The sequence below is a fragment of the Desulfobacter sp. genome (assembly GCA_028768525.1).
Classification (GTDB): Bacteria; Desulfobacterota; Desulfobacteria; order Desulfobacterales; family Desulfobacteraceae; genus Desulfobacter.
This window is the reverse complement of record CP054837.1, coordinates 4,438,083-4,460,820: the sequence shown is the minus strand read 5'-3', so window position 1 is coordinate 4,460,820 and position 22,738 is coordinate 4,438,083. Positions and strand designations below refer to the sequence as shown.

The 22,738-nt window shown below is 54.5% G+C and carries 20 protein-coding genes; 8 read left to right on the top strand and 12 right to left on the bottom strand.

Annotated features, from left to right (window positions below):
* Window positions 1-3 precede the first annotated feature (3 nt).
* The 3 genes from HUN04_19660 to HUN04_19650 all read right to left on the bottom strand — a co-directional run bounded on the left by HUN04_19660 (window position 4) and on the right by HUN04_19650 (window position 5,217).
* Entirely contained in the window at window positions 4-339 is a 336-nt protein-coding gene (locus HUN04_19660; GenBank protein ID WDP91805.1) for a hypothetical protein, read from the bottom strand.
* 128 nt (window positions 340-467) lie between these two features.
* Window positions 468-1,403, bottom strand: coding sequence for a Coenzyme F420 hydrogenase/dehydrogenase, beta subunit C-terminal domain (locus HUN04_19655; GenBank protein ID WDP91804.1), 936 nt, complete (start codon window positions 1,401-1,403; stop codon window positions 468-470).
* Window positions 1,387-5,217, bottom strand: coding sequence for a hydrogenase iron-sulfur subunit (locus HUN04_19650; protein WDP91803.1), 3,831 nt, complete (start codon window positions 5,215-5,217; stop codon window positions 1,387-1,389). Before HUN04_19650 ends, HUN04_19655 begins: the two co-directional genes overlap by 17 nt.
* Window positions 5,218-5,398: 181 nt before the next feature.
* Between HUN04_19650 and HUN04_19645 the strand changes: the two genes are divergently transcribed.
* The 3 genes from HUN04_19645 (at window position 5,399) to HUN04_19635 (ending at window position 8,538) form a co-directional block, all read left to right on the top strand.
* Complete coding sequence (locus HUN04_19645; protein ID WDP91802.1) at window positions 5,399-6,439, top strand: hydrogenase small subunit; 1,041 nt, start codon at window positions 5,399-5,401, stop codon at window positions 6,437-6,439.
* A 33-nt stretch (window positions 6,440-6,472) separates the two neighbouring features.
* Window positions 6,473-7,891, top strand: a complete 1,419-nt coding sequence (locus HUN04_19640) for a nickel-dependent hydrogenase large subunit (protein ID WDP91801.1) — start codon at window positions 6,473-6,475, stop codon at window positions 7,889-7,891.
* A 179-nt stretch (window positions 7,892-8,070) separates the two neighbouring features.
* Window positions 8,071-8,538 (top strand): HyaD/HybD family hydrogenase maturation endopeptidase, encoded by a 468-nt coding sequence (locus HUN04_19635; GenBank protein ID WDP91800.1) that lies wholly within the window; start codon window positions 8,071-8,073, stop codon window positions 8,536-8,538.
* A gap of 154 nt (window positions 8,539-8,692) precedes the next feature.
* Here the strand turns inward: HUN04_19635 and HUN04_19630 are convergent, their stop codons facing one another.
* The 9 genes from HUN04_19630 to HUN04_19590 all read right to left on the bottom strand — a co-directional run bounded on the left by HUN04_19630 (window position 8,693) and on the right by HUN04_19590 (window position 17,956).
* Window positions 8,693-9,379, bottom strand: coding sequence for a hypothetical protein (locus HUN04_19630; GenBank protein ID WDP91799.1), 687 nt, complete (start codon window positions 9,377-9,379; stop codon window positions 8,693-8,695).
* Window positions 9,380-9,801: 422 nt separating this feature from the next.
* Entirely contained in the window at window positions 9,802-10,815 is a 1,014-nt protein-coding gene (gene hypE, locus HUN04_19625; protein WDP91798.1) for a hydrogenase expression/formation protein HypE, read from the bottom strand.
* Window positions 10,816-10,874: 59 nt separating this feature from the next.
* Window positions 10,875-11,963, bottom strand: a complete 1,089-nt coding sequence (hypD, locus tag HUN04_19620) for a hydrogenase formation protein HypD (GenBank protein WDP91797.1) — start codon at window positions 11,961-11,963, stop codon at window positions 10,875-10,877.
* Between the two features lie 9 nt (window positions 11,964-11,972).
* Complete coding sequence (hypF, locus tag HUN04_19615) at window positions 11,973-14,309, bottom strand: carbamoyltransferase HypF (protein ID WDP91796.1); 2,337 nt, start codon at window positions 14,307-14,309, stop codon at window positions 11,973-11,975.
* 23 nt (window positions 14,310-14,332) lie between these two features.
* Complete coding sequence (locus tag HUN04_19610) at window positions 14,333-14,563, bottom strand: HypC/HybG/HupF family hydrogenase formation chaperone (GenBank protein WDP91795.1); 231 nt, start codon at window positions 14,561-14,563, stop codon at window positions 14,333-14,335.
* Between the two features lie 193 nt (window positions 14,564-14,756).
* On the bottom strand, window positions 14,757-14,957 hold the full coding sequence (locus HUN04_19605) for a cold-shock protein (protein ID WDP91794.1): 201 nt from the start codon (window positions 14,955-14,957) through the stop codon (window positions 14,757-14,759).
* A gap of 371 nt (window positions 14,958-15,328) precedes the next feature.
* Complete coding sequence (locus tag HUN04_19600; GenBank protein ID WDP91793.1) at window positions 15,329-16,447, bottom strand: Coenzyme F420 hydrogenase/dehydrogenase, beta subunit C-terminal domain; 1,119 nt, start codon at window positions 16,445-16,447, stop codon at window positions 15,329-15,331.
* 99 nt (window positions 16,448-16,546) lie between these two features.
* Complete coding sequence (locus HUN04_19595) at window positions 16,547-17,044, bottom strand: cyclic nucleotide-binding domain-containing protein (GenBank protein WDP91792.1); 498 nt, start codon at window positions 17,042-17,044, stop codon at window positions 16,547-16,549.
* Between the two features lie 354 nt (window positions 17,045-17,398).
* Window positions 17,399-17,956, bottom strand: a complete 558-nt coding sequence (locus tag HUN04_19590; GenBank protein WDP91791.1) for a 1-acyl-sn-glycerol-3-phosphate acyltransferase — start codon at window positions 17,954-17,956, stop codon at window positions 17,399-17,401.
* A gap of 218 nt (window positions 17,957-18,174) precedes the next feature.
* Here HUN04_19590 and HUN04_19585 point away from each other — a divergent pair, with 218 nt between their 5' ends.
* The 5 genes from HUN04_19585 (at window position 18,175) to vorB (ending at window position 22,724) form a co-directional block, all read left to right on the top strand.
* Window positions 18,175-19,476, top strand: a complete 1,302-nt coding sequence (locus tag HUN04_19585) for a radical SAM protein (GenBank protein ID WDP91790.1) — start codon at window positions 18,175-18,177, stop codon at window positions 19,474-19,476.
* Entirely contained in the window at window positions 19,466-20,605 is a 1,140-nt protein-coding gene (locus HUN04_19580) for a hypothetical protein (GenBank protein WDP91789.1), read from the top strand. The genes HUN04_19585 and HUN04_19580 overlap by 11 nt, the downstream gene beginning before the upstream one ends.
* Window positions 20,606-20,677: 72 nt before the next feature.
* Entirely contained in the window at window positions 20,678-21,364 is a 687-nt protein-coding gene (locus tag HUN04_19575; GenBank protein WDP93345.1) for a cobalamin biosynthesis protein CbiA, read from the top strand.
* Between the two features lie 35 nt (window positions 21,365-21,399).
* On the top strand, window positions 21,400-21,618 hold the full coding sequence (locus HUN04_19570) for a 4Fe-4S binding protein (GenBank protein ID WDP91788.1): 219 nt from the start codon (window positions 21,400-21,402) through the stop codon (window positions 21,616-21,618).
* A gap of 38 nt (window positions 21,619-21,656) precedes the next feature.
* Window positions 21,657-22,724 carry a 3-methyl-2-oxobutanoate dehydrogenase subunit VorB gene (gene vorB, locus HUN04_19565; protein WDP91787.1) on the top strand — a complete coding sequence of 356 codons (1,068 nt, stop codon included), beginning with the start codon at window positions 21,657-21,659 and terminating at the stop codon, window positions 22,722-22,724.
* Window positions 22,725-22,738: the final 14 nt, after the last annotated feature.

Here is a 22,738-nt window from a genome sequence, read left to right as displayed (position 1 = left end):
CAGCTATAGGATCTGAAGGCCGATGATTTTATGGTCGGGGTGGCGGCCATCCTCCGGTTCCGAAATATGGCGGATTTCTGCCTCAATAGGGGTATCAGACACATGCCCCCCGGGGTCGTGGACCTTCAGGGAGATCACCTGCCCCACCTCAATCAGGGCCAGGACCCTTGAATCGTTACGGACCAGGATACCCAGTCCGGACGTGGACCAATCCCTGAGACCGAACTGGTAAACCATGGCATTTTCAGAGGGTTTGAATTCTATGCTCCCCCCTTTTTCCGCGGCCTCTCTCACATCGGCCCTCAATTCCTCAACCCGGGTGTTTTTTTCTTTTTTCATTGTTCGGCTTTCGTTTACTGGGGCATTTAGGCTGTATTTTATTCTTATTTTCCTAAAAAAATCAAGAAATTGTTTCGCCATCCGCTTTTTTCGGTCCATCCCCGTCCGGCCGGAAACCCGGGGGCAAATCAGATATTCACCTTTACCGACCTGGTTTTAAGACTTCGCAGATTGCGCAGGGCCCTTGCTTTTTTCCGGGCAGAAACGGATTTCACCGTCTTCACGGCCATGGCCGGGGCCTCACGTCCATGGCCGCCGCCCTCCGGCGGCACAAGCTCCCCGGCGGCCAGACAATCGGTCAACATAGCCTGCCCTGCGTCTGTCCGTGCAATGAACGTGCTTTCCCCCGTTTGAAGGCCCTCCACCCTCCCCCAGGAGATATCTGCGAATTCCGATGAGAAATCACTGCAATACCTGCAGCCCGCCAGGTATTTTTCTCCGCTGCAAAACAGGCCGAAACAGATCTCAATGGCATGGGAAGGCGCCAGGTTCAGCACCTGCATCTTCCTCAGGGCCCTGATCTGGCACGGGGCGCCGACCAGGGCGACCCGGGTCAAGGCCCCAGCGACAATCGGCTGCAATACATCCAAATTCCCTTTTTCCTCTACCCGGATCCGGCCGGCCCCATCCTCCGGGATGGGCCGGACAGCGGCCAAAATCTTCTCCCGGGAGGCCCCAAGGGAAACATGGCCCCCGGGCAGGGTGACCACCACACCGTCAATGCGCCGGCTGTCAAACAGCTGGATCAAAAGGCGGGCAAGGGCGCCGGGCGCCTCCCCGGGGCCGGCAGCTCCAACAATAACCGCCTCAAGGATCCGGCCAGGCGGGGCCGTCCATCCGGCCTGCGCTTTTATGTCCCCGTCAAATTCCCCCAGCGCCGGGCAGACGGCATGGCAAAGGCCGCATTCAAAACAATTCTCCATTTTTTCATAGACGGGTTTCCCCTCAGAATTGATCCCGAGGGCATTGAACCCGGCCGCCCGGCAGAATACCGCGCAGCCCATGCAGTTACAGCACAACCCGTTCTTCTGTACCGACTGCACCAGATCAAAAAAAGATTTCATCGGCTGCCCCCTTTCTTTTCGTCCCCCTGGCCAGGGGGCCGAGCCCCTTTATCTTTTGCGAGAATGCGGCCACCTCCCGGGCAAACGCCCCGGCCTGGGCCGCCGATATCCACCCCAGGCCGAAGCGTTCCGGGTTGATCCCCATCCGATCCAGGGAGAATGAAAGGGCCCCGGCCCGGGCCGCCGCCCGGGTATTTCCTTCAATGTAGTGGCATTCCCCGGGATGGCACCCCAAAACGATGACACCGTCCGCCCCGCTGTTAAAGGCGTCAAGGACCAGGTCCGGCCGGACCATGCCCGAACACATGACCCGGATGGGCCGGAACCCGGCCGGATACTGAAGCCGGGCCGCACCTGCGCCGTCCGCGCCGGCATAGGAGCACCAATTGCATAAGAACCCGACGATAATCGGATCAAACCCGCTACCAGAGGGTCCCTGGGCAGCCAGGACCTGTGCCCGGAGCTGGTCGGTGGTAAATCCCCGGACCAGGATGCCGTCACGCCCGCAGGTGGCGGCGCAAATGCCGCACCCCTGGCACAGGGCCGGGTCAACGGCCGCCCGCCCCCCCCTCTTTCCAATACCGTCCGTCCCTTTATCCCGCCCCTGGCTGACAAGGGAAATCGCCCCAAAGGGGCAGGCATCCACACAGAGGGCGCAACCGTCGCACCCATCGGTCACATATGCCTTGACGGCATCGGATTTAATTTCATTCTGGGAGAGAAGGTTTACCGCACGCAGCCCCGCGGCCCGGGCCTCTTCAATGGATTCGTCCATGGGCTTGGGGTAATTGCACAGCCCGGCGAGGAAAAGGCCGGCCACCGACAGGTCCACCGGTCTCAATTTCGGGTGGGCCCCATTGAAGAATCCATCCTCATTGACTGAAAACCGGAACATTTCCGCCAGTGATCTGTTATCCCCGGCAGTGACCCCGGAGGCCAGTACCAGATAATCGGCATTAATCGTCAGTGTCCCGCCCCGGGGAGCGGCTGCGGCCACCCTTATCTGATTGTCTCCAAATGAGACCACCGGCTTGGTTTCCCGGGTATACCGGACAAAGGAGACCCCCAGGGCCTTTGCCCTGGTGTACAGGGTCTCCCATTTTCCATAGGTCCGGATCTCCCGGTAGAGGATATGTACCCGGATGCCGGGGTCATGCTGTTTCAGTGCAATTGCCGCCTTTACCGAATGGATGCAGCAGATCCGGCTGCAATAAATCCGGCCGTCTTCCCTGGATCCGACACATTGAATGAAAACCACATCCGAGGTACGGTCCAGTTTTTCGCGGCGTGCCATCACCTGCCGGTCAAATTCCATCTGGGTCATCACCCCGGGGCGGGTCTGGGGGCCGAAGCCGTATTCCCCGGGCCTGGCCTCAACTCCCCCCGTGGCCATCACCGCCGCCCCGAAGCTGAAAGACTCAAGGGTTCTGCCGGCCCTGATTTTCGCTGTAAAACGGCCGGCCGCCCCCCCGCCATCCTCCAGCACCGCCCCCATGCAGACGCGGATATGGGGATGGCCTTCAACCCGGCGGATCAGGTCCGCCAGCATGGGGCCCACCGGATCACCGTTAAAGCAGGTATCAAGGTTCAGGGCATTCCCCCCCAGCCGGGTTTCCTTTTCCACAATAAGGGTATGGATGCCGGCATCTGCAATGGTCAGTGCCGCTGTCATCCCGGCCACCCCACCGCCCACCACAAGTGCCCTGGGAACCACCCCAATGGGCACCCGGGCCAGGGGAGTGTTCAGTGCAACCCGGGCCACGGCCATCCCCACCTGGGCCATGGCTTTCCGGGTGGCCCCCCGGGGATTCTCCCGGTGAACCCAGGCGTTCAGATTTCTGATGTTGGCCATTTCCACCATGTACCCGTTAAGCCCGGCCTCCCTCAAGGTGGACCGGAACATATGCTCATGGGTGAGGGGGGAGCAGGCGGCAATGACAATCCGGTTCAGCTTCATTTCCCTGATCCGGTCCCTGATATTTTTCTGAACCGCCACAGCACAGGTAAACAGATTGTTCTCCACATAATCCACATGGGAAAGGGCTGCGGCATATTCCCCCAGGGCCGTCACATCCACCACCCCTGAAATATTGCTTCCGCATGAACAGATAAAAACGCCGATGGACGGGGCCTCCCCGGAGATATCCCGTTCCCGGGGGAGGTCTTCTTCCCCCGCCAGTGTGCGGCGCCGGCCGGCCAGGGCCTTTGAGACAGAGGCGGCGGCGGCCGACGCCTGGACCACCGCCCTGGGGATGGCAACCGGATTTTTAAACGCCCCGGCCGCATACACCCCGGCCCTGCTGGTCTCCACCGGCTCGAAATATGGGGTTTGGGCAAACCCCTGGCCATCCAGCTCAATACCGAACTGCCGGGCCAGACGGCCGGCGCCCTGGGGTGCCTCAAACCCAATGGCCAGCACCGCCATGTCAAAGGCCTCGGTTCGTGTCCTCCCGGTGCCATCCTTATATTCGACCCGGACCCCTCTGCTCCTGGCACCCGGTTCCAGCGCGCTGGGCAGGGCCCGGACGAACCGGATACCGCCGGACTTTGCCCGCATGAAATAGGCCTCGGACTCCTTGCCGTGGCTGCGCACATCCTCCACAAAAACCACCCGTTCCGTCCTGCGCCCCCCGGGCTGCTCGGCCACTGCCATCCCCTGTTTCACCGTGGACATACAACAGATATTGGAACAATAGGCGGTGTTGCAGCCGTTGATATGTCTGGAACCGACACATTGCACCCATGCGATTCTTTTGGGCGCCGTCAGGTCCGACGGCCGGAGAAGCACACCACCCGTGGGACCGCCCGCAGAAAGCAGCCGCTCAAACTCCAGACTGGTCACCAGGTCCGGGGTCACAGGATACCCGTAAAAATCATTTCCAGCCGGATCATAGGGGGAAAACCCCGGTGCAAGCACCACCGCCCCCACACGGAGATCCTCCACACTCCCGGCCTGCCTGAAATTCATTGCGCCTGTCGGACAGACCGCCTCGCACACCCGGCATTTTTTCCGGGTCAGCCAGAGGCAGGCATCAGGATCAACCGCGTACTTCCTGGGCTCGGACTGGTCATAGGGCAGATATACGGCCTTCCGCCGTCCCAATCCCTGGTCAAAATCATCAATGACAGACACCGGGCATTTCTGGGCACAGAGGCCGCAGGCCATACACTGATCCACATCAATATATCTAGGCGTTTTCTTGATCCGGATTTTAAAATCCCCGACCCGCCCGGCCACCGAGTCCACCTCGGCCAGGGTAATCAGTCTGATGTTGGGACGGCGGACGCAGTCCGCCAGCCTGGGAAGGAGAATACAGGGGGCGCAGTCATCCGTGGGAAAGGTTTTGTCAAGCCGGGCCATGGTGCCGCCGATGCCGGCACTCTTTTCAACCAAAAAGACATCAAACCCGGTATCGGCAAGGTCCAGTGCCGCCTGGATGCCGGCAATGCCGCCCCCCACCACCATGACCGAATCCGAAGCATTTTCAGCAACGGGTGCCGTTACATCCGTTCCAGACGCCGCTTCTGCCGCTGACCGGTCCGTCCCGTCCCCCTCCTGCATGGACGGGTCGGACAGCACCCGGTCCATTACCGTGGCCGGGATATTGGCCCGGGTGCAGAAAATGATAAACGCTTCTTTTGAAAGGGTATAGCGCTTTGCCGGCGCAGGGGTTGCCGGCAGCACCCCTTTTTTGATCCAGTTGGTGATGGTATTGCGGTGGACTCCGACCAATTCGGCCAGGCGCCCGACATTAAAGGTCAGCCCCATGGCTCCCTCTGCCTTTCCCAAAGCCCATGTAAATGGTCTATCCATTTCAGACCATTTCACAAAAGCTTGAAACTTTGTGCAATCCATTAATCCGCTCATTTTTCGGCGGATATTGATTTAATAGATGATTTACCCCAAAGGCATTCAAATTTTTAATTGACAATTAAATGCCCCCATTATATTGATTCAATTGTTTTGCACAAGCATATTTTGCATAATTTGCACAATGCTCGACAATCCCGGTCGAAACCGGGATGAAAGAATAGATAGGCAAGTTTTTTTAGTTGTTAACAGCATCAAGGAGGTGCCCGTGAAAGACGAACAAGTGTTGCCCGAAACGCAACAGAAGAAATCTGGAGTGACCAGGCGGAGCTTTCTGAAGGCCGTTACCGGAACTGCTGCCGGTATCGGTATTTCTCAGGTGGTGAACCCTGCGTTCATTCATGCCCTTGAAAAAGGTCTGGAACGCCATCCGGTTGTCTGGATCCAGGGTCAGGGATGCACCGGCTGCTCAGTCAGCCTGCTGAACTCCGTGTCTCCCCCCATTGCAGACGTCCTGCTTAAGATCATCAGCCTGCAGTATCACCCCACCATCATGGCCAGCGAAGGCGAAGAGGCTCTGGATAACCTGTTTGCCATTGCCAAAGAGTACAAAGGCAGATTTTCCATTGTTGTCGAAGGTGCCATCCCGACTGCTGAAGACGGAAAATACTGTATTGTGGGCGAATACCACCACAAAGAATACTCCCTGGTTGAGCTGATGAAAGAACTGTCTCCCATGGCAGGTTCCGTACTGGCCGTGGGCACCTGCGCAGCTTACGGCGGCATCCCTGCTGCTGAAGGCAACGTCACCGGCGCCACCGGCGTGATGGACTTCTTCAAGGCAGAAGGCATTAAAACACCGGTTGTGAACATCCCCGGCTGCCCGCCCCATCCCGACTGGATCGTTCTTTCCATCGCCCATCTCCTGGAAAAAGGGATTCCCGAGCTGGACGACGACGGACGCCCCACCCTCTTCTTCGGTGAAAACATCCACGACAACTGCCCCAGACTGGCAGCCTACGACGAAGGCGAACTTTCTGAAATCATTACCGACCCCAAGGGATGCCGTATGGATCTCGGGTGTAAAGGGCCGGACACCTATGCCGACTGCTTCAAGAGAAAATGGAACGGCGGCCTGAACTGGTGTGTGGATAACGCCGTTTGCATCGGCTGTGTTGAGCCGGGATTCCCCGATTCCTCTTCACCCTTTTACGAACCCTCATAATTTCCGAAATTATACTGAACCCAAGGAGGTTTTATGACTAAGAAAGCCGGAAAAGTTAAGATCCATATAGATCCGGTCACCCGGATTGAGGGTCACCTTAAGGCAGAAGTAGAAGTTAAGGACGGTGTGGTAGTAGATGCCCGTCTCTCAGGCGGTATGTACCGCGGTTTCGAACAGATCCTTCGGGGCCGGGACCCCAGGGACGCCACCCAGATCACCCAGAGAATCTGCGGCGTCTGCCCCACTGCCCATGCCACGGCATCTGCCATGGCCCTTGATGATGCCTTCGGCGTCAAACTCACTGAAAACGGCAGGATCGCCCGTAACCTGATCCTGGGTGCCAACTTCCTGCAGTCCCATATCCTGCATTTCTACCACCTGGCAGCCCTGGACTATGTCAACGGTCCGGATACCGCGCCCTTTATCCCCAGATACGGCAACAATGACGTTCGTCTTGATCCCAAGACCAACAAAGTCGGCGTTGACCAGTACCTTGAAGCCCTTGAAATCAGAAAAATCTGCCATGAGATGGTTGCCCTTCTCGGCGGCAAAATGCCCCATGTCCAGGGTATTGTAGCGGGCGGCGCCACTGAAATCCCCACCCGTGAAGCCCTGAACGCCTATGCAGAGCGCTTCAAAAAAGTTAAAGACTTCGTCTTCAACAAATATGTTCCCCTGATTTACCTGCTGGCCGGCCCCTACGGCGACCTGCTGAAAACAGGTGTGGGCCACAAAAACCTGGTATCCTTCGGCGTATTCCCCCTGGATGCCGGCGGAAAGAACACCCTGCTCAAACCCGGTATCTACATCGACGGCAAAGACTACGATGTGGATCCCGCCAAGATCAAAGAGTACGTTAAATACTCCTGGTTCAAGGATTCCACCACAGGCCTCAATCCCACCAAGGGACAGACCATGCCGGATCCCAATAAAGCAGGCGCCTACTCTTTCATCAAGGCTCCCAGATACAACAACAAGCCCGTCGAAGCAGGCCCCCTGGCCAGAATGTGGGCCACCAATCCCGAGCTGTCCAAAGCAGGCCAGGCCGCCCTTGGCGTCAAAAAGCTGCGTGACATCGGCGATGCCTGCTTCTCCATCCTGGGCCGCCATGTGGCACGGGCTGAAGAAACTGCCCTGGTTGCCATGGCCGTTGAAGAATGGCTCACCCAGGCCGAGCCCGGCAAAGAAACCTTTGTTCCGGCTCCCATCCCCGAAAAGGCGGAAGGCATGGGCCTGACCGAAGCCCCCCGCGGTGCCCTGCTCCACTATGTGGACATCAAGGATTCCGTGATCTCCAACTACCAGATCACCTCCGCCACCATCTGGAACGCCAACCCCAGAGACGATATGGGCGTCAGAGGACCCATTGAGGAATCCCTCATCGGCGTCCCCGTTCCGGATATCGACAACCCCGTGAACGTCGGGCGCCTGATACGCGCCTACGACCCCTGACTGGGCTGTGCCGTCCACGTGCTGGACGCAGATACCGGTAAAGAAGTTAAAGTGGAACTTCCCCTTTAATTGACGGACCATCGGATCTCATTGATCTGAACCTAATATAATGGGGAGGCTGGCCCGAACATCATCAGGCCCGCCTCCCCATTGTTTTTGAAAGCAAGGAAAAGCGGTAAATGAAAAAGCTATTGGTACTGGGCGTGGGCAACACACTGCTTCAGGATGAGGGCATCGGTGTCCATGCCATTAATGAATTCTGGAAGGAAAAAGAGGACTGGGACGAGTCCCTGGTTGATTTTGTGGACGGGGGTACCTTTACCCAGGACATCTTCTACCTCTTTGAAGAATACGAAAAGGTGCTGGTGCTGGACATTGTCCGGGCCGGCCATGAGCCCGGCACCATCTACAGCCTGGAAGAAGACCAGTTGCGCAAGGATAAAAAGCAGATGCTCTCCCTCCATGACATCGACCTGCTGGACTCCCTGGGCATGGCGGAAATGAGGGGCAACCGCCCCTATCTGAGGGTCATCGGCATCGAGCCCAAAACCATCGACTGGGGTACGGAACTCACCCCGCCCCTGGCCGATGCCTTTGACAACTACCTCAAGGTCATCAGAAAGCACATCAAAGAGCTTCTGGCCTAAGCCCCATCGCCCCAAAACAATTATACTCCTGCTTCCGGACCGAACCTTATGGAGATGCAGGAGTATAATGTATAGAGTTGACTTTAACACCAAGGCTCACAGTTGCCAATCTCGGAGCGCAGCGTAAAGGTCCGTATCATTGTGTAGCCGTTCGTTATGTCCAGAAATTAAAAAATATTTTAATACAAACGAATATGATCAACGCTATTAGACCAAGTCCAAAAATTATGTAGTGAAAAGCAAACTGAAATCCCCAAATATCTTTGTGAAGGTTTTTAGCGGAAAGCTCTTCGTGGCTCATTTCTGGGTTCAACTTATTTATTCTATTTTTAAAGGATTCTATACCCTGAATCATATGGTCTAAATAGACTGAGCCATTTTTGTAGTATAACCTGTAATATCGGATACCATCAAAATCATGCGTTATTTCTTTGATTTCAAATTTTGTTTTCTTTAAAACCCTGTGAAAGACTAAATATTGATCTTCGATAAGTTCGATCTTATAAATTTGGAATAAAAAAAAGGCCCAACTTAACCCAAAGAATAAATAACTCTCGAAAAGGCCACCATAAGTTGATTCTCTGTTAAAAACATAATATGTCGTATAGCAGACGATAAGAATTGCCAATATCTTTATTGAATTCGGAAGTTGGTAAACTTCATAGTCCTCTCCTTTTACGGTTGCACTTTCCCAATTTATTTTTTTTGATATTTGTTTTCCGGAAAAACCAATTGCGGGATTAATAAATTTAACAAAGAGTAATCGCACTAAGAGAATCCCAACGACCAAATATATGGGAAACATGAAGAATATTGTTGAGTAGAATAAATCAGCCATCATTCAAATTTAATGAATGTTATCCAACCATCTTGGAAAGGTTGGCCCAATAACGAGAATCAATTTTATTGGAGATATAGCTTACTTTTGCTGATAGTTTCAAGGCGAATCTGAGAAAACAGATATCAGGCCCCTTCCCTTCTCGCCACTATCCGGATTCGCATCTAAAAAACCATCACAGTTAAAGAAATTAGAGATTGGCACTGAGGGGCGGGCAGGCCGGTGGCGGCATCAAGGTGCTTTTTTCTTAGGGGCTCTATGGCGTGGAACGAAAAAATCCGTTTTGTTTGAGGACGAAGGACGAGTTTAACGGATTTTTCGTGGACGGCATTAGAGCACCTTGAAAAAAGTGCCCGCCGCCTCCGGTCTGCCCGTCCCGGTCCCTGGAATACTTTTTTATTTACTGCCTGAGAATCAATTCATCATCAGCAGATACGGGGCAATTGTTCACCGGTCAGCATATCCACGATGCGGGTGCCGCCGATAAGGGTCTGGAGAATAACCCGGCCCGGATCCTCTTTTGTGACCTCGCCGACAATAACCGCCTCTTTTCCGAATTCATCCTGCCGGATCACTTCAAGGGCCTGTTGCGCATCCTTTTCAGGAACAATGGCGATGAGTTTTCCTTCGTTGGCCACGTAAAGGGGATCAAACCCCAGCAACTCGCAGGTGCCCTGGACCGAACCGCGGACCGGCAGTTGATTTTCGAACAGGCGGATGCCCACATTGGACTGGCCGGCAATCTCGTTAAGGGTGGTGCCCAGCCCGCCCCGGGTGGGATCCCGCAGTACATGGACCTCACATCCGCAATCCAGCACGGATTTAACCATGTGGTTAAGGGGGGCGGAATCGGTCTTCACATCCGAGTCGAATTTAAGCCCTTCCCGTTCGCTGAGGATGGTGATGCCGTGGTCGGCAATGGTACCCGAGACTATGATTTTATCCCCTGGTTTGGCCCGGTCACCGGATACATCAACGCCTTCGGGGATGACGCCCACCCCAGAGGTGTTGATAAATATTTTATCGGCCTTGCCCCGGGGCACCACCTTGGTGTCTCCGGTGGCGATCCTCACACCCGCCTTTTTGGCGGCCGCAGCCATGGCTTCCAAAATGGCTTTCAGGTCTTTTATGGGCAGGCCTTCCTCAATGATCAGCCCCACTGAAATGTACAGGGGAACCGCTCCGCACATGGCCACATCGTTGACCGTCCCGTTCACCGCCAGTTCCCCGATATTCCCTCCCGGGAAAAAAATGGGGTCCACCACATAGGAATCCGTTGAAAAGGCCATCCGGCCCTTGGGCACCTCAAATACAGCCCCGTCGTCCTGTTTGGACAGCTCGGGGTTGTCGAACAGGGGCAAAATCAACTTGGAAAACATGGCATGGGAGACCTTGCCCCCGGAGCCGTGGTCCAGCAATACCTTATCATTATCACTCATGGTTCTTATCCTTACTCATTTTTAGCACAGCCTCATCCCAGCGCTTAAATGAAAACACGCTAACTATATTTGTAATAAGCGGCACAGGCCCCTTCACTCGACACCATACAGGGCCCCACCGGGCTCATGGGATTGCAGACCTTTTTATAAAGCTTGCAGGCCTCGGGTGTTTTAAGGCCCATGAGGATCTCCCCGCAGGCACAGCCCTTGGGCTCGGGCACATCGGGCAGGTCCGTCATATTGAATTTTCGGGCGGCATCAAAGGCGGCATACTCATTTTTCAGCGACATGCCGCTCTCCGGAATCTCTCCAATGCCACGCCAGGTCGCACCGGAAAGCTCAAAGACCTGGTTCATGATATTCTTGGCCTTCACATTGCCTTCATCACAAACCGCCCGGGGATAAGCATTCACCAGTTCGGGTTTTCCCGCCGCATTCTGCGCCACCAGAAGCAGCACCGCCTGGAGGATATCCACCGGCTCAAAGCCCGTGATCACCGAGGGCACATCATATTTTTCAAAGGTCGGCCGGTAGGCATCCGTCCCGGTGATCACCGAAACATGGCCGGGCAGGATGAATCCGTCGATCTTCACCCCGTCCGCCTCCATCAGGGCGGCCAGGGCCGGGGGGGTCAGTTTATTGGCCGCGTAGATACTGAAATTTTCCACATTGTCGGCCCTTGCCGTCATCACAGCCGCCGCAATGGTGGGAATGGTGGTTTCAAAACCAACGGCACAGAAGACCACCTCCTTATCAGGATTCTCCTTGGCGATGTTCACGGCATCAAAGATGGAATACACGATTCTCACATCGGCGCCGCCCGCCTTCTCCTTTGCCAGGGTGGAACCGGACCCCGGCACCTTCATCAGATCCCCGAAGGTGGTGACGATGACATCCTCTTTTCTGGCAAAGGCCACATAGGCGTCGATGTCCTTCTGGGCGGTCACGCAGACCGGACAGCCCGGGCCGGAAAGCAGTTTAATCCCTTCCGGGAGCACGGAACGGATGCCGTGGCGGAAGATGGACATGGTATGGGTCCCGCAGACCTCCATCAGCCGAAGTTCCCCGGTGCTTGTTTCCTGAATCCGCTTGATCAGTTCCCTTGCCAGTTCCGGGTCCCGGAACTCTTCAATATATTTTAACCCCATGGTTTTCCTCTATGCCTTTGGTTGTTCTTGGGCCAGCCTCGCCGCTGCCGCCATGGCCTGGCCCATGGCGATGCCGCCGTCCCCGCAGGGGACCCGGGAATGGGTATACACCTCAAACCCCTTTCCTTCAAGTCCGTCCACAATATTGTTAAATATTAAATCATTATTGAATACCCCGCCGGAGAGCACCACCCGGTCAAGCCCGGTTTCTTCCCGGACCAGGCCGGCCGTTTCCGCGAATACCCGTGCGAGCCCGGAATGAAACCGGACGGAAATCTCTCCCGGCGGTACATTCCTGCGGATATCTTCAACCATCTCCCGGACCATGGGCCCGGGATCAATCACCCGGCATCCCCCCTTATCTTTTCTGAGGCTGAAGGGATAGGGCGCCCCTTTCCGGCCCACGGCCAGGGCCTCCAATTCCATGGCTGCCTGGGAATCGTGGGAAATCTTCTGCCGGATGCAGTTCAAGGCGGAGACCGCATCAAATAGCCGGCCGGCACTGGAGGTCAGGGGGGCGTTCACCCCTCTGTCCATCATCTGGATAAGAAACGCCAGCTTCTTTTTGTCCATGGCAGCCATATAGGGGATATCCAGATCCAGAAATTCCGGTCCCAGGGTTTTATACAGCAGGGCGGCGGCCATCCGCCAGGGCTCCAGCACGGCGGCATCCCCGCCGGGCATGGGCAGCATGGCCAGACGGGCCCGGCGCGTAAATCCGCCATAGGTGCAGGTGAGGATCTCCCCCCCCCAGATATGACCGTCTGTGCCAAGCCCTGTACCGTCCAGGGTCAGGGCCATCACCTCGCCATCAAGCTGGTTTTCGGCCATGCAGGAAAGGGCGTGGGCGTGGTGGTGCTGTACCCCCACCAGGGGAATCCCTTTCTCCCCCAGCGCTTTGGCATATTCGGTACTGAAATAACCGGGGTGGAGATCGTGGGCTGCGATCCGGGGGGTAATGTCCAGTATTTTTTCCATGTGGCCGATGGTTTGGCTGTAGAATCCGTGCACTTTCGGGTTTTCCAGGTCCCCGATATGCTGGCTCATGAACCCGTATTGGTCCCGGGTCAGGCAGATACTTGATTTCATCCCGGCCCCGCAGCCCAGCACCATGGGCAGTTTTTCCCCTGCAAAGGGCGCCAGATCAACGGGCAGGGGCGCATACCCCCTGGACCGACGCAAAAACCTTGTTTTCCCCTTCTGCACCCTCGCGATGGAATCGTCGGCCCTGAAATAAATGTCCCGGTTGTGGAAGAGAAAATAATCGGCAATGTGGGCAAATGCGTCCAGGGCATCATCATTATCAATGGACAGGGGCTCCCCGGAACGGTTCCCCGAGGTCATGACCAGAATATCAGGCCCCTTGGCCAAAAGCAGGTAATGAAGGGGGGTATAGGGAAGCATGATCCCCAGACAGCGGTTGTACGGGGCAATGGAAGGTGCCAGGCCCTGAAGGCCGCCAGCCTCTTTTTTCTTGAATAGTACAATGGGCCGGTGGAAGGAATTGAGCAATTCCCGTTCATCCGCTGCCAGATGGACATGGCCGGACAGGCTGTCCGCCGATGATGCCATCAGGGCAAAGGGTTTGTCCGGCCGGTTTTTCCTTTGACGCAGCAGTGCCACCGCCGCCTCATTGGCGGCATCGCAGGCCAGGTGAAATCCGCCCAGCCCCTTTACGGCCAGGATCTTTCCCTGCCCCAGCAACGTTGCCGCCAGATCCAGGGCATGGCCCGGATCCCGGTCAACCCGTGTCCCCTCATTATCCGTTAAAAAGACCTGGGGGCCGCAGACCGGACAGGCATTGGGCTGGGCATGGAACCGCCGGTCCAGAGGATCCCCATACTCTGCCAGGCAGTCCGGGCACATGGGAAAATCCTTCATGGATGTCTTGGGCCTGTCATAGGGAATATCCCGGATAATGGTATACCGGGGGCCGCAATTGGTGCAATTGATAAAGGGGTATTCAAACCGCCGGTCATCGGGATCCATCATTTCGGCCAGACAGTCCGGGCAGATGCTCACATCCGGGGATATCAGGGTAAACCGGTCCTCCCCGCCGCCGCTTTTCACAATCTCAAAACGGGTAAATCCCTGCACCGGTTCGGGGCGGAATTCCAGCCCCGTGATCCGGCTGAGCAGGGGTTTTTTTTCCCGGATCTCACGGATAAAGGCCTCAAGGGCATCCGCCGGTCCTTCCACCAAAAGATCCACGCCCCGGGCGGTATTGGACACCCTTCCTGTTAGGCTGTGGACCCCGGCCAGACCGAAAAGAAAAGGACGGAATCCCACACCCTGGACAACGCCCTGGATTTCGATACGCCGTGCAGAAATGTTAGAAGGGGTCATACGTAAACAGGTATCCGGAAGGATCAGGCCGGGCCCGACCCCAGTTCCAGGATCTGGCGCATATCCTCGATGGTCTGGAGGGCCGCCGCTTCGTCTACTTTGGAAATGGCAAACCCGGCATGGACAATCACATAATCGCCTACACCGGCATCATCCAGCAGCATGAGGCTGGCTTCACGGACCACGCCGTCCACCTCCACCTTGGCCACTGAATCGTTAATTTCAATAATCTTTGACGGTACTGCTAAACACATATCATTTATCCATATTAAGTAAAGTTCAAAAAGGGAGTATAGCACAGCAGATTCAGCGGGCAATATTTATTTACCGAATTTATTAGAAAATCTTACATACCCGCCGGATTAAATGCAAAAAAGCCCTGGACGGTGCTGCCGTCCAGGGCTTTTCTTTTAACAAACTGCGCGTTGTAAAACGGTTTGTGATGAATTAGATCACAGTGACGTTTTTAGCGGCAGGGCCTTTCTGGCCTTCTTCAACTTCAAATTCAACCCTGTCACCTTCGTTCAGGGACCTGAATCCGGTGGAGTTGATCCCTGTGTGGTGGACGAATACATCCTGTCCGCTTTCCTGTTCGATAAATCCAAAACCTTTTGCGTCGTTAAACCATTTTACGGTACCAGTGGCCATGTTGGCAATCTCCTGTAAAAAAATAGTAATAAATAAAGTGGTTTCCAGCTCCGGGAGTATTGCCGACAAAACGGCCAAGAACTACACCTTCAGGAAAAACCTAACGTTCCCCTCTCCAGAAACGCTGTTTCACTATATCCAAAGAAAAAGAAAAGTCAAGCATTTAGATAATTTTATTTTTCCCCTGTATTTTTAGCATGTTATATTTTTCACAAATTGTGAATTTTTTTTCACATAATTTACAATTTTTGTCATTATCCCCCGGATTTTTCTTGATAAATCGTTTTTTGTCTTCTTCTCATCAGGGCAGTTCACCTGCAGCACCGGCCCGGCCATCAGCGTCCAAAAGGTTGACGATGCATGTTCTTTTATCAAAAAACGACTTTAACGCCGCTATTTTCCCGCTCTTTTCTACTCTTCTCGGCCTGCGCCTTTTTTCGGGCGGATGCCGCGTAGATTTTCTCCTCGGCCTGGGTGACAAACTTGGGATTATCCTCAAAGCGGTACCGCATGAGCACATTTTCCAGAGCAAGGGTAAAAACAGCTCTCCCAACGGGGGAACGGATAATGGAGGTGGTCCAGCCGTTCTCAGCCCCTAGGCCCCCGAACGAGATATCTGCGTACTCTGCGGTAAAATCATCGCAAAAATTACAGGCCGGGCGTTTGAGGCCACTGAGTTTGTCAATGGGAACCGCCACCTGACGGCCATCCGTCAGGGTAAACACAAACTCATCTTTGATATTTATTTTTCGGACATCCTCATAATCGAACCCGTATGCCTGGGAAACCGGTTTAAAACAAGGCTCGGAAAAGGTGAAATTCCCCGAACAGAACAGGCCGAGACAAAGGATGATCACATCCGACGGAACCATATTCATGGCCTGCATCTTCCTGATTGTCACGATCTGGCAGGGAGTTCCCACAAAGGCAAGCCGGTCAAGGGAGTGGAATCGCAGCCCCCCAAGGGCACTGATGGAAGGTGAAAAGGTGGAGTATTCTTTTCCAAACTGAAGCATGGCCTGGGAACTGTTAAAATGGGAACCGGCCGAACTAAGAATCTCCTGCCGGGTTTTGGCCAGGCAGGGAATCCTGCCCTGGGGGGTATTTTTAGACACAATCGCCCCGTCAATCCGGCCTGTATCAAAAAGGTAGGTCAGGATGGCAGTGACGACGCCGCCGTCAGTCCCGTTATCAAGAATTTTTTCATCCCTTGCCCGGGTGACGTTGAAATTGATCACCTTTCCCAGCGGTTCCTGCCAATGTGCCTTTTCCCGAATCTCATCATCCAGCTCGTTGGTCTGGGGGCAGATGGAATAGCACAGCCCACACTCAATGCACTTATCCATATTGCCGAATCTGGGCTTCCCATCCTCATCAAGTTCCAAGGCCCCATAGTTTATGGCAGAACAAAAGGTGACACAGCCGCCGCAATGGGAACATTTCCCCTTTTTCTGCACTTCCTGGACCAGGTTGAAAAAGGTTTTTTGCATGATTTTCCCCTTTCACCGGATTCGGCCATTCATTTTATCATGGCCCAGACCCAAAACCGTCCGGTATAATCTATTTTCGTTCTTGCGATTTTTTAAGTCCTACCAGGAGTTCATCAAGTTCAGCCCCATGAATTTGACCACTTCATCCTGCATCTGCTTGAACCGGAATCCGACGACCTGTACAAGGTATCCCATGATTTTAAACCCAATGCTGGGTTCTGACGCCATCAATTGATTGAGTTTTTCCCCATGCACTTTGACCACCTGGCATTTTCTGGAGGTACAATAGGCGGACAGCCTCATTTTATACGGCGGAATAAAGCAGGACCATCCAAAAACCTGGGACTGGGGGATTTCCTCCCCATGGGCTGACATGGTTGTATTAGAGGAACTGGCCTGGGTATTGGGCATCTCAAACCGGAGTTCCACTTTTCCTTCGGCGACAACCCACATGTCCGATGCCTTTTCCCCTTCCATAAAAAGCCGGTCCTGATTCTGGAACTCTTCAAGCGAACAGATTTCAAGAATCTTGCCCAGCTCCTGGTTGGTCAACTTGTCGAAAATCTCTAACTTTTCAAGCATTTCCACGGTTACCATGGTCTCCCTCCTTTGTTAAGAAAAGCGTTGGTTTTAAAACGGGGGAGAAATACCTTGAGGTCCCCCTTTTTCCTAACATGAATTGCCGTTTTCCGGCTTGCCTTTTCCATTTTGAGGACTGCTGTGACTGAGTAGCGTTTGGGGCTTCAGGAACTGAGGCTGGTATGGATATTGTAGAAAAAAATCATTGGTTTGTAAACCACGAAAGCCGAGTTGGGCAGGGCCAGCGCATTATAAGAATTGAGGCGAAATAAAGGATAGGGATGATAGAGCACCGGCCCTGGGCGGGAGAGGACCGACACCTTATATGGGCGAAGGCGGCACAGGGGCTGTCATCCCTGTGCCGCCGTATGCTTAAAGAGATGAGACATCCAGGGGGAATTTATACCCGGCATCAGCATAAATTTTCTGTATTTTCAGTAAATCCTCCACCTTGTCATCTCCGGGAATGACCTCTCCGAGCCATCTTGTAACTTGGTTGCGATTATCAAGATACCAGCAGATGATTGAAACATCGGCTTCTTTTGCGATGTGCCAGAAACCTGTCTTAATCGTTTTAACCCCTTTTCTGGTCCCTTCAGGCACAATTGCCAATAGAAAATCATCCTGCTCATTAAACCGGGTTACCATTTGGCCAACAACCCCCCGGGACGAATCACGGTAAACAGGGATTCCGCCCAGTGCCTTGAAAATAACTGACAGCGGCCAGAAGAACCATTCTTTTTTAATCATTATATACCCGGTGCGTTTAATAATTTTAAACCCGAAAAAAGCCCTTATGGTATCCATATTTGAAGTATGCGGGAACCCGATAAGGACATGTTGGTTCTTAAAATAATCTGGGATTGGCTCAAATTTCCAGCGGGTTGCCATATAGAAAAATTTACCGACAAAACTTAAAAATGTTTGCATGGCTCTCCTGAATCGATATTTTTGTATTGGTTCAAACATCAAAATATCGGAGATTAAACTGAGATTACCAAGGATTGCAAGAAGAAATCATGCTTTGAGTGACATCTCCGGAAATTTGCTGCGGCGGAGATATAAAAAGCCAAACCGGGGTGATACAAAATTTGCATTCCCCATAGGGAGCATTGTGGTCGGACGGTGATTTTGATATATCCTGATCCATGGCTTATATAAATAAACATATCCTCACCGCGGTTGCGGCCGGGGAAAACGGCGAAATATTTGAACTGGAAGGGTACGGGGCCGTGGGCATGTCCGGCGATCAATACCATATTCTGACCAAGACCAACAGCTGTGACATGCCCCACGGCAGCGAACTCATGCTCCTGCCCCACCGGAAGGTGGTGGTCTTCAACCTGATGACCGACGACTTTGAGGTGCTGGAAACCAATCCCTATGATCCCCGTGAGCGGATCTACCCTGTGGGGGTATTCAACTCCCCGGGATATGTGAACCGCCACTTCTGCGCCTATGACGATACCGGCATTGAAGCTCCCCTGCCCCTGTTTTCTTACGGGGCCGTGGGGTTCGGAAAAAACGATTTCCGGTCGGCGGCCCTTCAGGTGGATGACGAACCCAGACAGGATTTAAGGCGCATGCCCATTTCAGGGGTACAGGCCGGGGTAAAAAAATACCGCAAGAAATATCCTGACAACCGGCTGATGCGCCACCTTGAAACCTGCGCCCTGGAATACGGATGCCCGGCCGGGAAGAATTTCTTCCTGGGACGGTATGAGGCCCCCCTGCCCACTTCAGTGGTCTGCAATGCGGCCTGCCTGGGCTGCATTTCCCTTCAGACAGAAAACAACCTCTGCGCCTGCCAGGACCGGATCGCGTTCATCCCTGACCCCGAGGAAATCGCCGGGGTGGCCCTGGAACATATACAAAAGGTGGACAAGGCCGTGGTCAGTTTCGGCCAGGGCTGCGAAGGGGAACCCCTGACCTCGGGCAAGGCCCTGGAAGCCGCCATCAAAATCATCCGGACCCAAACGGATAAAGGCACCATCAACCTCAATTCCAACGCCAGCCTGACAAAGGTGGTGGATCGGCTCTGCCGTGCCGGCCTGGACAGCATGCGGGTGAGTATGAATTCAGTGAGGCCGGACTGCTATACCGCCTATTTCAGGCCGAAAACCTATACCTACGAGGACGTGGTGAACTCCATTAAAACCGCCAAGGCCCACGGCAAATTTGTGGCCATCAACTACCTGAACTGCCCCGGATTCACCGATTCGGAAGGGGAGCGGGAGGCCCTGTTCGCCTTTATCCGGGAGCTTAACATCGACATGATCCAATGGCGGAACCTGAATTTCGATCCCAGGCGGTATATCCGGATCATGGCCGGGGTGACGGATTCCGGCAGCCCGACCGGCATGGCGGACATGATTGACGCCCTGGGCAAAGAATTCCCCCACCTCATCCACGGCTACTTTAACCCGCCAAAGGAAAACCATGTCAGATAAAGGGAGAAGGATCCGGGTCATCGATGAAACCCTCAGAGAGGGAATGCAGTTCCACGGCCTGGTTTTTTCCCTTGAACAGCGGATAAAAATCCTGGAGTTCCAGGAGATGCTGGGGGTGGATGTCTGCCAGGCAGGCTATCCCCCGGCCCTGGACCGGGAGGCCGGTATTGTCCGGGCAGTGGCGGACCATGCCAGAAAGAACAAATTTAAGATCCGTACCGCCGCCCTGGGCCGGGCCCTGGCCGGGGATGCCCAGATCATCGCCGACACAGGGGTGGATGATCCCCATTTCCATTGTCACCTGAAAAAAGGGGCATCAAAAACAGAGCGCCAATCCATCCTTTCAGACCTTGGACGGCTTTTCAAGGATGTAAAGGAGATGCGTCCTGATTCCCAAATCAGCCTGGCCATGCTGGATATGGGCCGGACGCCGGCCCCGGTGCTGGCCGCCTGCCTGAAAGCCTTTGACAGCCCCGGCGGCCTGTCCATCCTTTCCCTGCCCGACACCTCGGGCATCATGGCCCCCAACCGGGTCACCGCCTGCATATCTCCCCTGGCCGCCTTAAAACAGAGAATCCGCCTTTCCGTACACTGCCACAATGACATGGGCATGGCCACAGCCAACACCCTCACCGGTATCCTGGCCGGTGCGGACATCTTCGAGGCATCGGCCCTGGGGATAGGGGAACGCAACGGCCTGGCCGACCTTTATATTACCGGCAGACTGCTGGCGGACCAGGGACACGAGACGGGACTGAACCTGGACAACCTTGACGGCTTCAAAGCCTATTACACCTATGTCAACGCCATCGTCAAAGAACAGGCCGGTTTCGACCTTTTAAACTACCAGTATCCGGTATTCGGAGCCGCAGTGAAAACCCATGTGGCCGGCACCCATGCCGGCGGAAACTTTGGCACGGCCGACCAGGAGGCATTTTTCCTAAATCCCCTCTGCGGCCGGGGGCTGGTGAAAAAATACCTGGGCAGCCATGGCATTGGCTATGATGCCCGTTCCCTTGAAGCCATTACCACGGCCGTGAAAAAAATGAGCATGGACAAGGGCCGCGCCCTGACAAAAGAGGAAATTGCCCGGATTGCCGAGAAAAACCATTTGCAAAACCCCCCTTGATCTGATTTAATTCGTGATTTGAATTGTTGGTTTAATTAGGTTCAGCAGAAGGGAGAGAGGGAGTTGCCGGAAATCAATATACCGGATATCAATGGAATCGTCGTCATTGCGGGCAACTACGGCAGCGGCAAGAGCGAAACCGCCGTCAACCTGGCCGTTGCCGGCAGAAAACAGGGCAAAACGGTGAAGATCACGGACCTGGACCTGGTCAACCCCTATTTTCGCACCCGGGAGGCCCGGCAGCCCCTTGAGGAGCTCGGTGTCCAAGTGGTCCTGCCCCCGTCCAAATACATGCATGCAGACCTGCCCATACTGGCCCCGGCCGTGGCCGGCATGATACAGGCGCCGGCGGAACTGACCATCCTGGATGCAGGCGGCGACGATGTGGGCGTCACGGTTCTGGCCGCCCTGGCCCATGTCCTTGCAGGCCGGGATATACAGATGCTGCAGGTCATCAACCCCATGCGGCCCTTTACCGAGACCCTTGAAGGCTGCTTGAAAATACGGCAGGAAATAGAAGCATCTGCAAAATTGAAGATCACAGGCCTTGTGTCCAATGCCAATCTCATCGACGAGACCACCCCTGACATCATCTACCGTGGGGTGGACCTGGTTCGGGAGGTTTCCTCCGCCACCGGCCTTGATATTAAATTTATAACAGCGTCCACCAGGCTGATGCCCCAGCTGGATATGAGCCGGATCGGCTGCCCGGTCCTGCCCATTGACAGAAAACTGGCTCCCCCCTGGAAACGCATTTAACCCCATGAGCTATTCGATAAGGAGTAAGGTTAACAATGGCCCTAAAACACATCATTGATTCCGAAAGGTGCAAGGGATGCGGGCTCTGTGTTCATTTCTGCCCGAAAAACGTCCTGGAAATCACCGATAAAGTGAATGCCAAGGGACACTTTCCCGCCTACCAGGCCCGGCCCGAAGACTGCATCCACTGTACCATCTGCTGCGTTATGTGCCCGGATGTGGCCATCAGCATCGTAGAAGAGGAAACCGCTTAAATTAAACAGACCATTGAATCAGTTAAAAGGAAAACATAATGGCTAAAGTCTTAATGAAAGGTAATGAAGCAATAGGCGAAGCCGCCATCAGGGCAGGCTGCAAGAACTATTTTGCATATCCCATCACCCCCCAGTCCGAAGTGGCTGAATACCTGGCCAAGCGCCTCCCCGAAGAAGGGGGATGTTTTCTCCAGGGTGAAAGTGAAGTGGCTGTGGGCTACATGATTTTCGGTGCCGCAGGTGCCGGCGAACGGGTCATGACCACCTCTTCCTCTCCCGGGGTCAGCCTCATGAGCGAAGCCATTTCCTATATTGCCGCGGCCCAGTGCCCGGCGGTTTTTGTCAATATCATGCGCGGCGGCCCGGGGCTGGGCGGCATTCTTCCCTCCCAGGGCGATTATTTCCAGGCCACCAAGGGCGGGGGACACGGCGACTACCACCTCCTGGTTCTGGCACCGGACGGGGTTCAGGAAGCCGTTGAAATGACCATGCAGGCCTTCACCCTGGCCGAAAAATACAGAAACCCAGTCATGATTCTGGGCGACGGCATGATCGGCCAGATGATGGAACCTGTGGAATTTAGGGACGACCTCAAAAGCGAACCCTCCAATAAAGACGACTGGGCCTCCAACGGCATGGCCACCCGGGGCAGCAAGAAACGGAACCTGGTAAAATCCCTGTTCCTGGATCCCACGGAGCTGAACAAAAACAACCTCATCCTCAAGGCCAAATACGAGCAGATGAGAAAAGAGGAAGTCCAGTACGAACTCTACAACGAGGATACCGACTACCAGGTGCTCATCACCAGTTACGGCACCATGAGCCGGGTCTGCCGCACCGCCATCGACATGCTCAAGGAAGAGGGCATTGAGGTGGCCATGTTCAGGCCGAAAACCCTGTTTCCCTTCCCGGAAAAAGAGGTTCACGATGCAGCGGTCAAGGAAAGCTGCAAGTCTGTTATCAGCATTGAGATGAGCATGGGCCAGATGGTGGAGGATGTCCAGCGCTGCGTCATGGGCAAACGGCCCGTGGAATTCTACGGAGAATGCGGCGGTGAAATCCCCACACCGGAAAAAATCATCGAAATCGTTAAAGGGCTGATATAGGAGAGCCTTAAAAA